General features: G+C 56.7%; 17 protein-coding genes. 11 read left to right on the top strand and 6 right to left on the bottom strand.

What is annotated here, in order from left to right:
- Positions 1 to 113: 113 nt before the first annotated feature.
- The 4 genes from DV711_RS05540 to gloA form a co-directional block, all read right to left on the bottom strand.
- Entirely contained in the window at positions 114 to 1,028 is a 915-nt protein-coding gene (locus DV711_RS05540) for a DUF808 domain-containing protein (protein ID WP_114694622.1), read from the bottom strand.
- Positions 1,029 to 1,069: 41 nt separating this feature from the next.
- A complete protein-coding gene (locus DV711_RS05535) occupies positions 1,070 to 1,504 on the bottom strand; it encodes an acyl-CoA thioesterase (RefSeq protein ID WP_114694621.1) in 435 nt (144 codons plus the stop codon).
- A 9-nt stretch (positions 1,505 to 1,513) separates the two neighbouring features.
- Positions 1,514 to 2,815: an adenosylmethionine--8-amino-7-oxononanoate transaminase gene (gene bioA / locus DV711_RS05530; RefSeq protein WP_207802538.1), complete on the bottom strand. Its 1,302-nt coding sequence runs from the start codon at positions 2,813 to 2,815 to the stop codon at positions 1,514 to 1,516.
- A 120-nt stretch (positions 2,816 to 2,935) separates the two neighbouring features.
- A complete protein-coding gene (gene gloA / locus DV711_RS05525) occupies positions 2,936 to 3,316 on the bottom strand; it encodes a lactoylglutathione lyase (protein WP_114694620.1) in 381 nt (126 codons plus the stop codon).
- Between the two features lie 190 nt (positions 3,317 to 3,506).
- Here gloA and DV711_RS05520 point away from each other — a divergent pair, with 190 nt between their 5' ends.
- The 4 genes from DV711_RS05520 (at position 3,507) to DV711_RS05505 (ending at position 5,515) form a co-directional block, all read left to right on the top strand.
- Positions 3,507 to 3,824, top strand: a complete 318-nt coding sequence (locus DV711_RS05520) for a phasin family protein (RefSeq protein WP_243633739.1) — start codon at positions 3,507 to 3,509, stop codon at positions 3,822 to 3,824.
- A gap of 60 nt (positions 3,825 to 3,884) precedes the next feature.
- Entirely contained in the window at positions 3,885 to 4,400 is a 516-nt protein-coding gene (gene fldB, locus DV711_RS05515; protein WP_207802537.1) for a flavodoxin FldB, read from the top strand.
- Entirely contained in the window at positions 4,400 to 4,777 is a 378-nt protein-coding gene (locus tag DV711_RS05510; RefSeq protein ID WP_114694618.1) for a diacylglycerol kinase, read from the top strand. The genes fldB and DV711_RS05510 overlap by 1 nt, the downstream gene beginning before the upstream one ends.
- A gap of 69 nt (positions 4,778 to 4,846) precedes the next feature.
- Positions 4,847 to 5,515 carry an MlaC/ttg2D family ABC transporter substrate-binding protein gene (locus DV711_RS05505; protein WP_165840006.1) on the top strand — a complete coding sequence of 223 codons (669 nt, stop codon included), beginning with the start codon at positions 4,847 to 4,849 and terminating at the stop codon, positions 5,513 to 5,515.
- A 77-nt stretch (positions 5,516 to 5,592) separates the two neighbouring features.
- On the opposite strand, the gene DV711_RS05500 is transcribed toward DV711_RS05505, so the two are convergent.
- Entirely contained in the window at positions 5,593 to 6,168 is a 576-nt protein-coding gene (locus DV711_RS05500; protein ID WP_114694616.1) for a YceI family protein, read from the bottom strand.
- A 253-nt stretch (positions 6,169 to 6,421) separates the two neighbouring features.
- Between DV711_RS05500 and DV711_RS05495 the strand changes: the two genes are divergently transcribed.
- From DV711_RS05495 to sigZ, 4 genes are all read left to right on the top strand, one after another.
- Positions 6,422 to 6,991 carry a DUF924 family protein gene (locus DV711_RS05495; RefSeq protein WP_207802536.1) on the top strand — a complete coding sequence of 190 codons (570 nt, stop codon included), beginning with the start codon at positions 6,422 to 6,424 and terminating at the stop codon, positions 6,989 to 6,991.
- Between the two features lie 147 nt (positions 6,992 to 7,138).
- Positions 7,139 to 8,071 (top strand): DHH family phosphoesterase, encoded by a 933-nt coding sequence (locus DV711_RS05490; RefSeq protein ID WP_114694614.1) that lies wholly within the window; start codon positions 7,139 to 7,141, stop codon positions 8,069 to 8,071.
- 130 nt (positions 8,072 to 8,201) lie between these two features.
- The gene (locus DV711_RS05485) at positions 8,202 to 8,906 is read left to right on the top strand and encodes a glutathione S-transferase family protein (RefSeq protein ID WP_114694613.1); all 705 of its coding nucleotides are present in this window, start codon (positions 8,202 to 8,204) and stop codon (positions 8,904 to 8,906) included.
- 73 nt (positions 8,907 to 8,979) lie between these two features.
- The gene (gene sigZ / locus DV711_RS05480; RefSeq protein WP_114694612.1) at positions 8,980 to 9,549 is read left to right on the top strand and encodes an RNA polymerase sigma factor SigZ; all 570 of its coding nucleotides are present in this window, start codon (positions 8,980 to 8,982) and stop codon (positions 9,547 to 9,549) included.
- A gap of 77 nt (positions 9,550 to 9,626) precedes the next feature.
- On the opposite strand, the gene DV711_RS05475 is transcribed toward sigZ, so the two are convergent.
- Positions 9,627 to 10,157 (bottom strand): lactoylglutathione lyase family protein, encoded by a 531-nt coding sequence (locus DV711_RS05475; RefSeq protein WP_114694611.1) that lies wholly within the window; start codon positions 10,155 to 10,157, stop codon positions 9,627 to 9,629.
- Between the two features lie 95 nt (positions 10,158 to 10,252).
- On the opposite strand from DV711_RS05475, the gene DV711_RS05470 reads away from it, so the two are divergent.
- From DV711_RS05470 to DV711_RS05460, 3 genes are all read left to right on the top strand, one after another.
- Positions 10,253 to 11,140 (top strand): LysR family transcriptional regulator, encoded by an 888-nt coding sequence (locus tag DV711_RS05470; RefSeq protein WP_114694610.1) that lies wholly within the window; start codon positions 10,253 to 10,255, stop codon positions 11,138 to 11,140.
- A 47-nt stretch (positions 11,141 to 11,187) separates the two neighbouring features.
- Entirely contained in the window at positions 11,188 to 11,823 is a 636-nt protein-coding gene (locus DV711_RS05465) for a glycine-rich domain-containing protein (RefSeq protein WP_114694609.1), read from the top strand.
- A gap of 193 nt (positions 11,824 to 12,016) precedes the next feature.
- Positions 12,017 to 13,357 (top strand): ABC1 kinase family protein, encoded by a 1,341-nt coding sequence (locus tag DV711_RS05460; protein WP_207802535.1) that lies wholly within the window; start codon positions 12,017 to 12,019, stop codon positions 13,355 to 13,357.
- Position 13,358 lies beyond the last annotated feature (1 nt).

The following is a 13,358-nucleotide window of genomic DNA, read 5'->3' as shown; positions in this document are numbered from 1 at the left end:
GCGAATCCGTTAAATGGGTTCGCTTTTTTGTACGCGATCAACCCGGCATTAAAATTGTCGGGTTGATCGTATCGTTAACAAAATACCGAAAGGAACGGTATTTTGATGCCGGGCTAATTGTGGGCCTGACCGGCACCACGAAGGCGTTTCACCAGGCTGACAATTGCCAGCATGATCACCCCGACGACAATACCGGCCAGCAGGTCGCCCAGCAGCCCGGGCAGGGGGTCGAGCAGGTGGTGAATCGCGTCGATGTTATGGCTGTACATGCCGCCACCGACCAGCAGCATGGCGATGGTGCCAATGATGCCGAGAATTCGGATGATCTGCGGTAGCGCCGCCACCATAAAATTGCCCAACCGGCGTAGGCCGCCAGCCATGGCGCCGTTCCCCTCAGCTCCCATCGACTCGGCCTTGTCGATCAGGTAGAAGCCGGCATCGTCCATCCGCACCAGCAGTGCCACCAGGCCGTAGACGCCGACGGTGGCCAGCAGCGAGATAAAGCTGACCACCAGAATCTGGATCGTCAGGCTCTGCTCGATCACGGTGCCCAGTGCCAGCACGATAATCTCAATCGACAGGATAAAGTCGGTACGGATCGCCGCCTTGATCTTTTTCTGTTCGCGCTCGTCCAGGGTTCCGTCGTCGTTGGCCCCCGGCTGTTGAGGGTCCTGATCCCCATCAGCGTGACCATGGGGGCTGATCCACTCATGAATCTTCTCGGCTCCCTCGAAGCAAAGGTAAGCGCCGCCGAGCAGCAGGATCGGCACGATCAGTCCCGGGGCAAAGGCGCTGAGCAGAAAGGCCAGCGGCAGGATGATCAGTTTGTTGATCGTCGAGCCCTTGGTGATCGCCCAGATGACTGGCAGCTCGCGGGAAGCCGGTGAGCCGACCGCTTTTTCGGCATTGACCGCCAGATCATCGCCGAGGATACCGGCGGTTTTCTTGGCCGCCACCTTGCTCATGGTGGCGGCGTCGTCGAGCAGTAGAGCAACGTCGTCGAGTATCGCGAACAGGCCGCTGGCCATGGTCTTCCTCCTTGAACTGGGATTGAGGGTTAGCTCAGAGTTTATTCAGCCTGTTTCACGAAACGATTTTTGAACCCTTCCGGGACCCGGACCACCTTGCGCTCGTCGTAGTCGAAGAACACGAAACCGGTTTTGACGTGGGCAATCTCAACCGCGGTGTCCTTGTTGCTGAGCAGGTAGAAGAAGTCGCAGCCGTACTTGTTGAAATCACTGACGGCGATATCGACCTGCAAGCGGTCACCGTGGAAGCCTTCGGCCTTATAGATGGTGGCCGAGTCGGTCATGATCAGGCCCCGTCCTTCGACATCCAGCTCGCTGTACTGGTAGCCCTTCAGAAACTGGACCCGGGCCTCGTGGACCAGCGACAGGATGCGGTCGTTGCTCAGGTGACCACCGTAGTTGATGTCGCTGATACGGATCGGCAGTTCGGTGCTGAAGATAAAGTGATCGGGCATCTCGATCTTGATACGGGCCATGTTGTTTCCTTACTTTGTGTCCTGTTGGGTTGAGATTACGCGATGGATCGCCTGGGTCAGCTGTTCAAGCTGCTCCGGACTGATGATGAACGGAGGCATGACGTAGACCAGTTTGCCGAAGGGGCGAACCCAGACTCCCTGGTCGACAAAGGCGCGCTGGATCGACGCCATCTGAACCGGCTGTTTCATTTCGACCACTCCGATCGCACCCAGCACCCGCACATCGGCGACGCTGTCGAGTTCGGCGCAGGGGGCCAAACCTTGTTGCAGTCCTGCTTCGATCCGCTCGACCCGCGGCTGCCAGGGGTCGCTCTGCAGCAGTTCCAGGCTGGCATTGGCGACCGAACAGGCCAGAGGATTGCCCATAAAGGTCGGGCCGTGCATAAAGCAGCCGGCGCCGCCGCTGGAGATAGTTTCGGCGATCTCGGTGCTGGTCAGGGTTGCGGCCAGGGTCATATAGCCACCGGTCAGGGCTTTGCCGAGGCAGAGAATGTCGGGGCTGATATCGGCGTGTTCGCAGGCGAACAGCTTGCCGCTACGGCCAAAGCCGGTGGCGATCTCATCGGCGATCAGCAGCAGGTTATAGCGATCGCAGAGTTCGCGGGCTCGCTGTAGATAGTCGGGGCGGTAAAAGCGCATGCCCCCGGCGCCCTGGACGATTGGCTCCAGAATCAACGCCGCCAGTTGCTGATGGTTCTGTTCCATCAACGTTTCCAGCGCCGCAATATCCTCATCGTTGTCGCTGCCGTCGAAACCCAAATGGGGAGCCGGTGCGAACAGGTGCTGCGGCAAGACACCGCTGAACAGCTCGTGCATGCCGTTGACCGGGTCGCAGACCGCCATCGCGCCGAAGGTGTCGCCGTGATAACCGTTGCGGATGGTCAGCAACCGGCACTTGTCGGACTGGCCACGCGCCTGCCAATACTGAATCGCCATCTTGATCGCCACTTCGACCGAGACCGAACCGGAATCGGCCAGAAACACCTTGTCCAACCCCTCGGGGCTCATCTCCACCAGCTTGCGGCTCAGCGAAATTGCCGGCTGATGGGTCAAGCCGCCGAACATCACGTGGGACATCGCTTCCAACTGTTCGCTCGCCGCGGCATTGAGCGTCGGGTGGTTGTAACCGTGGATGGTGGACCACCAGGAGGACATGCCGTCGATCAGTCGGCGACCGTCGCTAAGCTGAAGATAGACGCCGTCGGCACTGTCCACCGGGTAGGTCGGCAGCGGGTCGATCATGGAGGTGTAGGGGTGCCAGATATGTTGCTGATCGAATCGCAGATCGTCGTCGCTGATCGGGTGTGGCATAGATTGCAGGACTCTTGGGCGTGTTATGTGAAAAGATCCATGGCTATTAGAGCGTTAGCCGGGATGGGGTTCAAGCTGAAAGCGAGGGTGTACCCCCGCCACCAGGGGGGGCAGCAGCGGTCAGCCCCCGAGCAGCTCGATCTGGTAGCCGTCCGGGTCTTCCACAAACGCCAGCACCGTGCTGCCATGCTTCATTGGACCGGCTTCGCGGACCACGTTGCCGCCTTTGGCTTTGATCTTGTCGCAGGCGGCGTAGACGTCTTCCACTTCGATGGCGATATGGCCATAGGCCGAGCCCAGCTCGTAGCTGTCGGTATCCCAGTTGTGGGTCAGTTCCAGCACGGTGTGCTCCGCTTCATCGCCGTAGCCGAGGAAGGCGAGGGTAAAGCGACCGCTGTCAAAGTCCTTGCGCCGCAACAGCTGCATCCCCAGCAGTTCGGTATAAAACTCGATCGAACGATCCAGGTCGGTGACCCGTAGCATCGTGTGTAGTAAGCGCATTGCGTGATCCTCTTTGATCCCCGTCATTCTCGGGACTGGTGATAAACGCTATGCTAACGCTCTTTCGCCGGTCGGTCAGTAAACGCCGTTAACCGGTCTGCCGGTATCGTAGTCAGATCTGTACAGTCTGCGGAGCCACAGCTTATAATTTTGGCATTGATAAGCAGGGATAGAGAGTATGTTTCAAGATATGAGCAAAAAATTGAATGTATCGATGGAACCGATCAAAGAGCTGATGGAGATCCAGACCCGGATGCTTGAAAAGCTGACGGAGCAGCAGATCGAGTGCGCCAAAGCTTGCATGAACCAAACCATGTCCCAGACCCGGGAGCTGCAGAGCTGCGGCTCGGCGCAGGAGCTGATCGAACTGCAGAAGAAGTACACCCAGACCGTCGAAGCGACGCTGAAAAATGCCAGCAGCGAGAACCTGGAAACCTTCAATGAGGCCCGCGAGGCGATCGAGCGACTGACGCAAAATACCTTTGACGCCTTTGCCCCCAAAAAATAACCCCGCACTAACTTGCCCGGCGCCGCTGATACCCGCGCGGGCGAGCTTTGTTTGTTGAGAATGAAAGACGTGAAAATCGCATTGATTTACGGTTCAACGACCGGAAACACCGAGGATGTTGCTGAGAAAATTCAGGAGAACTTGGCCGGTCATGAGGTGCAGCTGTTCGATGTTGCCGATGCATCTCCCGCCGAGGCCTGTGTTTTCGACCGGATTATCATGGGAATTCCAACCTGGGACTACGGTGAAATCCAGTCTGAGTGGGAGGATGTCTGGGAAGATCTGGACGAGCTGGAGCTGAATGGCAAGCGGATCGCGTTGTTCGGCCTCGGCGATCAGATCGGCTACGGCGACTGGTTCCTCGATGCGATGGGCAAATTGCACGACAAGCTGGTCGAGGCCGGTGCCGAAATGGTCGGCTACTGGCCCAACGAAGGCTATGACTTCAGCGCATCGGTGGCGCTGACCCCCGACGGCAAGCAGTTTGTCGGGTTGGCGTTGGATGAAGACTGTCAGAGTGAGCTGACCGACGAGCGGGTCAGCAAATGGTGCAAACAGGTGCTGGCTGAATTCTGATGTCTAAGCCCGGACGCAGCGGCCTGAGCCGTATCTATCACGCGGCGATCTATTCGTGGCAGGGTTTCCGGGCGGCTTGGAAGCATGAGGCGGCCTTTCGTCAGGAGCTGATCCTGACGATTATCCTGTTGCCCATAGGCTACTGGATTGCGGCCGATGCGGCGGAGTTGGCTCTGCTCTATCTACCGGTCGGCTTGGTGCTGCTGATGGAACTGATGAACTCGGCTATCGAAGCGGTGGTGGATCGAGTTGGTGAAGAACGTCATCCCCTGTCGGGACGGGCCAAAGATATCGGTTCAGCGGCGGTTTTCCTTGCTCTGGTACTGTTGGCGGTGATCTGGGGCCTGGTGGCATTTAAGAACTGGCCGTTGTGGTAATCCCTAACGATTGAATCATTTGTGTCATGGCCTGTCTGAGGGGCAATGACTTTAACTGAAGGCGAAATAATGATCTCTATGACTCAACGCTGGACTCGATTCTGGCGCTCCTCTTTGTTGATGATGCTGACCCTGATGATCGGAGGTCTGGCACAGGCCGATTCGGCGACGCCGGAACAGGTGATCGACAGCAGCTACCAGTCGTTGCAGCGCCTGATCGATGACAAGGTGCTGGTGGCTGGTATGCCCGATGATGAGCTGCTGGCGCTGATGGAGAAAGAGCTGGGCCCGGTGGTGGATTTTCCCCGTATCGCCCGCAAGGTGATGGGTAAGCACGGCCGCAAGGCCAGCGAAGAACAGAAGCAAAACTTCGTCGGTATCTTCAAGCACTCTCTGGTCAAGACCTACAGTAAAGGGCTGGAAAATCTGGACCAGCTCAAAGAGGTCGAGATTGGCAAAGCCGTTTACGATAAGAAAAAGAAGCGCGCTAAGGTGCCTTCGGTCATCACCCTCAAGGACGGGCAGACCTTCCAGGTTCAATACGCGCTGTACCTGAATAAGGCCAAGGAGTGGAAGGTGGAGAACATCATCGCCGAAGGGATCAATATCGGCTTGGTGTTCCGCAACCAGTTCGCCCACTTTATGGAGCAGCACAAAGATGTTGGCAAGGTGATCGACAACTGGGCGATCGCGACGGCTGAGAAAGAAGAAGCTGACAAAGCCAAGGCCGACAGTTAAGCCTAAACGCCTAGCTAAAAAAATGCCGCACTTGTTGCGGCATTTTTTTTTGGGTGTCAGTCGGTCGATTTCCAGGATTATTGCTGGTCAAACACCAGGCTGAAGTTGACCGGAACCGTAAGTGAGATCACCGGTAGATTGGCGATCTTGCGTAGAGCCTCGATACCACCATCAAGGCCATAGTCCTGAGCTTTGAGTGCGATCGGTCGGGCGGTATTAACCTGCAGGCGGTTATCACCCAGCTTGAAGACATTGAGCGCCGCCGGAAGCGGCTTTTCGATTCCGAAGATGGACAGGCTCCCCTCTGCGTTGATTGCCAGGCGCTGTCCTGGCTTCAGGGCTTTGAGTTGAGTCGGATCGACCTTGACCCGGTAGCTGGCGGCGGGAAACTTGGGTGTATCAAACAGCATCGACTGCATCCGTTGATCGCGGATCTCGATACCGGTCTGAACCGATGCCAGATCCAATGTCAGCTCCGCTTCCCCGGCATCGCTGATGCGTCCTTCGTAGCGATTGAAGGTGTGAACTTCGTAGGCATGGTTCTTCTTGATCGAGGCGAAACTGAAACTGGAGTCATCCAGATTCAGGGTCCAGTCGGCGTAACTTAGGGTAGTAAAACTGCTCAGGCAAACGACGGCCAGGAGTGATTTCATCGGTTATTCCTTCAGGTTGTTATTTGGGATCGTTGACGCTGCTCGGATCGGTCAACGAACTTTCCGTAGCAACTGCCGGGGGCTTTGACCCGAAGCCTCCTAGAATCATAGTCAAAGCCGACCGATCTGCTGGGGCATTGCCGTTGCCGCTTAACGTTGTCGCTTAACAGGTTCCGTTCGATCCTGGCTGTCGGCCCCGCGGGACTGTGCTATTGATGTTAAAGTCGATGGTTTGTCGGTTTAAAGTATCCGCATGAGCAAGCTGGTCGAAAGAGGAGTCGTGATGGATTGGCAGCAGATAATCGAGTTCTGGTTTGAAGAGATCGAACCCTCAAAGCACTGGATCAAGGATGCTGAGTTTGATCAGCTGATCGACAACCGGTTTGGTGACGTGCACGCCGCCGCCGCGCAGGGTGAGCTCTATCGATGGCGGCAGGAACCCCGGGGTCGCCTAGCGGAGATCATTGTGTTGGATCAGTTCTCGCGCAATATTTACCGGGATCAGGCTGCCGCGTTCGGTTGTGATGCCCAGGCGCTGGTTCTGGCCCAGGAGGCGGTGGCTGTGGGGGATGATCAGCAGCTGGAACCAACACAGCGAACCTTTCTGTATATGCCCTTCATGCACAGCGAGTCGGCATTGATTCATCAACAGGCGGTTGAGCTGTTTCAGCAGCCGGGGCTGGAAGATAACTACTCGTTTGAGCTTAAACACAAAGAGATTATCGATCGCTTCGGCCGTTATCCGCACCGCAATGCGATTCTCGGGCGTGAGTCCAGTGCCGAGGAGCTTGAGTTTCTCACTCAGCCCGGCTCCTCGTTTTGATCCGGGCCGGTGTTGATTGGGATAACTTAGCTGCCGTAGGGTGCTGTCTTTAGATTTGGATCAATGCGGCGGTCCACTGGTGCTGTATTGTCGATAGGATCTGTGAAATCGCCGTAAATTGAAGCGGCTAAGGAACAAGGGCTTGCCATGAGTGAGAAAAAATACCGTTTGGTAACACGTAGTGACTTTGACGGTCTGGTTTGTGCGGTATTACTTAAGCATTTGAATTTGATTGATGAGATTACCTTTGTTCATCCCAAGGATATGCAGGACGGGTTGATCGAGATCGGGCCGAACGATATCACCACCAATCTGCCCTATGTGCCCGGCGCTCATCTGGTCTTTGATCACCATGAGTCTGAGACAGTGCGCAACGCGGCGGCAATCGACAACCATATTATCGAAGCCAAGGCACCTTCCGCGGCGCGGGTGGTCTGGCAGCACTACGGTGGGCATGATGCCTTTCCTGCGGTCTGGGATGAAATGATGGAAGCGGTCGATAAGGCCGACTCGGCCCAGTTCAGCCGTGAAGAGATACTGAATCCGCAGGGCTGGGTGCTGCTCAATTTCTTGATGGACTCGCGCACCGGGCTGGGACGTTTCCGCAACTTCCGCATCTCCAACTATCAACTGATGATGGAGCTGATCGATGCCTGCAAGGAGATGAGTATCGATCAGATTCTGCAACTCCCTGATGTGCAGGAGCGGGTGGAGCTGTTCCGCGAACACGAGCAGAACTTTGAGCAACAGTTACAACGTTGTGCCAAGGTCTATGACAACCTGGTGGTACTGGACCTTCGCGACCAGGAGACCATCTGGGCCGGCAACCGATTCATGATTTATGCGCTGTTCCCGCAGTGCAATATCTCGATCCATGTGCTCTGGGGGCTGAAGCAGCAGAACACCGTCTTTGCCACCGGCAAGTCGATCTTCGATCGGGGCTCGCGCACCAACATCGGTGAACTGATGCTGCACTATGGCGGCGGCGGTCATCACGCGGCGGGAACCTGTCAGGTGGCCAACGACGAGGCTGATCAGACCCTGAAAGCCTTGATCAAGTCGATAACCCTAGACGGCTGACATCAAGGACATCAAGCGAAGAAAAGCGGCTGGATAGGCCGCTTTTTTTTGCCGATTGAAAAATTATGGTCGTCTTTTTCAGGCGGGCTGCGTCTTACTGATCAACAGTAACCAAATCCTGAGGAAAACGATGCTCAAAGTGATCAGTTTCAAAATATGTCCGTTCGTCCAGCGGGTGACCGCGCTGCTGGAAGCCAAGCAGATTCCTTACCAGGTGGAATACATCAGCCTGAGCGACAAACCCCAATGGTTCTTGGAGATCTCACCCAATGGCCAGGTGCCGCTGCTGGTGACGGAGTCCGGTAGCGTTTTGTTCGAATCCGATGCGATCGTCGAGTATCTGGAGGAGGCTTACCCGGCCTTGCAGCCAGAGCTTGGGTCCGAACAGCGAGCCTTGGATCGGGCCTGGAGTTATCTGGCCAGCAAACACTACCTGGTCCAGTGCAGCGCTCAACGCAGCCCGGATTCGGATACGCTGGTTGAGCGCCGGGCCAAGTTGGACAGCGCGTTCAGTAAAGTGGATCTAGCGCTCGCTGATTGCCCTTACTTTAACGGCACGGCCTTGAGCATGGTGGATATCGCCTGGCTGCCCCTGCTGCACCGGGCCGCGGTGATCGAACAGCGTAGCGGTTATGATTTTTTGTCAGGGTTCCCAAAGGTCAAACACTGGCAACAGGCGCTACTGGCCACCGGGCTGGCCGAGAAGTCGGTTTCGGCGGACTTTGACGACCGCTTCAGCGAGTTCTATCTTTCCGATCAGACCCTGTTAGGCCGTGGCGAGAACTGCAACTCGAATGAAAGCGACCAAGCCTGTGCCAACAGCAGCTGTTGCTAGCCATCGTGGTCGTAACAAGGCCAAGGGTGAGGCTTGGCTGTCGGGCTTGGCATTATTTGGATAGGGGAGCGTTGTGACGATCGAACAGATCTGGCAAGAGTACAGCGCCAGCCTGAAGCGGCTGTTGCAATCGAAAGTGGCCAACCCGGCCGATGTCGATGATCTGCTGCAGGAGGTCTTGATCAAGACCCATCAACAGATCGCTGGCCTGCGCGGTGCCGATCGGTTGAAACCCTGGCTCTACACCCTGACACGGAATGTGGTGATCGACTTCTATCGCCGTCGAGGCCGCCAGAACGCTTGGCTGGCTGATGAGCCGCAGGCCGGAGAACAGCGGAGCGAAGGGCTGTGGTTTGATAACGAACCGGTTGCGTTACAACAGCTGGGTGACTGCGTAAAACCCTTTATCGATGGTCTGGATGCGGAGGCGGCAGCGTTGCTGCGAGCGGTTGATATCGATGGGCGCTCGCAAAAAGCGTTGGCCGAGGAGCTGGGGGTCAGTTACTCGACCCTGAAGTCTCGTGTCCAACGGGCCCGGCTGCAGCTGAGACAGTTGTTTGAGGGTTGCTGTGCGATGGAGCTGGACCACCGCGGCAATCTGATCGGTTACCAGCCGCACCAGCGGGAGTGTCGATGCTGTTGATCATCGCCCGATGCAGGATGTGCGGTATTGCCTAGAGTGAAAAGGCTGGGCCAGGCCCAGCCTGATGGCTGCCGGCTTCAGCTATAGGCGCCTGAGGCGTAATGCAGCTCGTAGCTGTGGCTGTAGATCTCCAGAATATTGCCGAACGGGTCTTCCATATAGATCATCCGGAAAGGTTTTTCGCCGGGATAATAGTATCGGGGTGCCGCCATCCGTTTCTTACCGCCGGCGGCGACGATCTTTTCAGCCAAACCTTCCACATCCGGATCCTGGACACAGAAGTGGAAGATACCGGTCTTCCAGTACTCGAAGTTGTTTTCAGGCTTCTGCTGATTGTTGAATTGAAACAGCTCGACGCCGATCCGGTCACCGGTGGACAGGTGGGCGATCTTGAATGACTCCCAGTTCGGGCCGAACACATCGGTACACATCTGACCGATGGCGCTGTCATCCTCGATGATCTCGGTAGGCTCCATGATCAGGTACCAGCCCAGCACCTCGGTGTAGAACTTCACCGCCGCTTCCAGATCCGGAACAGAAATACCGATATGGGAAAAAGTACGCGGGTAGGGGGCTTGATTCGGTTGTGGCTTGATTGGCTGAGTCATCTGCGAGTCTCCATCGGGTTGGGATACGAGCAGTGTATGGAGTGGGCATGCTAATATGAAATTATCATTAATGATCTATTTGATAATTTTAAATTATGATAAGTCCGATCCTGCTGCGTACTTTTGTTGAGTTGGTCGATACTCAGCACTTCACCCGCACCGCCGAGCAGCTGCATATGACCCAACCCGGCGTCAGTCAGCATATTAAGAAGTTGGAGCAGCAGTTAGGTGCCGCATTGCTGGCCAGGTACGGCAAGTCTTTCGAGCTGACCGAGGCGGGGCAGCGCCTGTACGACTACGCGCAAAACCAGGTCGAGGCGGAAACGCAATTACGAGAATCGATCGTCGGCGATAATCCTGAAGCCGGAGCGTTGCAACTGGCCTGCTCGGGTGCCATGGCACTGCGGCTGTATCCGGCGTTACTGGCGTTGCAGCAACGCTACCCAGCCCTACAGGTCAATCTAGAGGCGGCACCGAACCAGGCGATCATCGAACGGATTAAAGCCAATCAAACCGATCTTGGCATCGTCAGCCAACCCTGTTCCGACCCTGTGATGACTCAACAGAGGCTGGGGCAGGACCTGCTTTGTCTGGTGCTTCCGGCCAGTACGGTACCCGATCAGTCCAAGCCTGATTGGGAGCTGTTGTTGAGGTTAGGGTTTATCAACCATCCGGATGGTCACCACTATGCTTCCCAGCTGCTGGAAGCCAATTTTGCGTCGCACTATGTGGGCATGGATTCGCTACCCCAGAGCGGCTATATCAACCAACTGAGTCAGATCCTACTGCCGGTTTCGATGGGACTGGGATTCACCGTGCTTCCCCAGTCGGCGGTGGCTGTCTTTCCTTACCCGGAACAACTAACTATCGCTTCGCTAGATCAGCCGGTGTCGGAATCAATCTATCTGCTTCACAAGAAACACCGACCATTACCCCAGCGTTATCAGTTGATTACCGAGTTGTTAGCCTCGGAGTGGCAGTAGGGTGGCGGGCAGGTTACTCTGCCTTTTTTCATTATCTGAGCAGGATCATGGACCCGATATTCACTGGTTTACCGGTTGCCCTGGCCGCTGTGGTTGTGTTTTGGCTCTATCGCAGAGAACGCAAAAAGCGCCGTCAGCAGCTGATCGATGAGTTTCGCTTTCCACCCAGTATCGCCGTTAAGCTGACCGAGAAATACCCTCAGTTGTCGGAGCAGGATGTGGAGTACGTGTTCTGCGGTCTGCGGGAGTATTTCCATCTGTGTAATCTGGCCGGTAAACGGATGGTGTCGATGCCGTCGCAGGTTGTCGATGTCGCTTGGCACGAATTTATTCTGTTTACCCGCAAATACGAGTATTTCTGCGGTAAGGCGTTGGGACGGTTCCTTCATCACACCCCAGCCGAAGCAATGCGTACCCCAACCGATGCCCAGCAGGGGCTGAAGCTGGCCTGGAAGCTCTCCTGCCAGCGTGAAGGTATGGCGCCGAAAGCGGCCAACCGATTGCCGTTGCTGTTTGCTATCGATCAACAGCTCAACATTGACGATGGGTTCAAGTACGCGCTCGACTGCAAGAAGACAAGCGGGGATTACTATTGCGCCGGGCATATCGGTTGCGGCGGAGGTTGCGGCGGAGGCGGTGACAGCGATTCTTCGGGCTGTGGCGGCGGTTGCGGTGGCGATTAAGGCGATGTTTCAAATGAGCTTGCCCCGTTGAACGAGACCATCCCTTCAGAGTGAGACTGATGCGGACTGATCCGGTCTGATGAGTGGTGCGTAAACTGGTAAAACCGGTCTGAAAGTCAGGCCTCCGGTCTAGACTTAGCTAGGACCGGTTCGAACCTTCGCTTGCGCCTTTCAGATCAGGAGTAGCTCCCCCTTGGCCAGAGAAACACCTCTACCCACCCACCGTGCGCGGCGGCTGATGAAGCTGGGCCGGCTTGTTGGCGGGCTGGCAGGCGGTATGATCCGAGAAGGGGCCAATAACCTGCTGTCCGGTAAGCCGTTGCATCCCCGCGAATTGCTGCTGACCCCGGGGAATGCCAAGCAGGTAGCGGATCGGCTGTCGGAAATGCGCGGAGCCGCGATGAAAGTGGGTCAGCTGCTGTCGATGGAAGCGGGAGATTACCTGCCGCCGGAGTTGACCCAGATCCTCTCCAGTCTGCGTGAGAATGCCCACAGCATGCCCTTGGGGCAGGTCGCCCTGGTGATGCAAAACGCCTGGGGCCGGGGGTGGGAAGAGGCGTTCGATCGTTTCTCGTTTACCCCATTGGCGGCGGCGTCGATCGGCCAAGTCCACGAAGCGTTGACCAAAGAGGGGCAGCATCTGGCGATCAAGATCCAGTACCCCGGTGTGCGCCAGAGTATCGACAGCGATGTCGATAATGTGTCGACCCTGTTCAATCTGCTGCGCCTGGTCCCCAAAGATTTCGATTTGTCTCCCTTGTTGGAGGAAGCCAAACGCCAGCTGCATCTGGAAGCGGACTACTGCGTGGAGGCGCAGCAACTGAATGCTTACCGGCGTCTGCTGGCAGACAGTCCAGAGTTTGTGATGCCCGAAGTGGTAGCCGAGCGAACCACCCAAGAAGTGCTTTGCATGACCTACCTCGAAGGGATGCCGATTGAGCAGCTGGCCGGCGCATCGGCAGAGGTGCGCAACCGGGTGGCCAGCCAGCTGGCCGAACTGGTGCTGAGGGAGCTGTTTGACTGGGGTTTGGTGCAGACCGATTCCAATTTCGGCAACTTCCGTTATCAGGCGGAGCAGGAGCGGATCGGGCTGCTCGACTTCGGCGCCACCCGGGCCTACAGCCGAGACTTTATCGAGCGCCTGCGCCGCCTGATGAGAGCGGCTCGCGCCGGTGATTTGCAGCAGATAGAAACCCATGCCGCTGAACTGGGCTACCTGCGCGCCGATGAGGCCCAAGTCTACCGACGTGGCCTGAGCCAGATGATCAACACCGTCGCCGAGCCGTTTCGACATCAAGGACCCTATGACTTTGCCGCGTCGGATCTGTCTCAGCGGGTGGCCGATATCGCCATCGACCTACGGGTCCAACAACGCTATCTGCACCTGCCGCCGACCGATGTGCTGTTCCTGCACCGCAAGATTGCCGGCACCTATCTGCTCTGTGCCCGACTACGGGCGCAGGTGGATGTGAGTGGATTGGTGGAGCGCTATCTCGAGTCGCCAACCAGACTGCCGGAAGGCTCGACCACTTAAG

The organism is Motiliproteus coralliicola (assembly GCF_003345655.1).
Lineage (GTDB): Bacteria > Pseudomonadota > Gammaproteobacteria > Pseudomonadales > Balneatricaceae > Motiliproteus > Motiliproteus coralliicola.
Note: the sequence above shows the minus strand (reverse complement) of the source record. Positions and strands in the feature narration are given on the sequence as shown.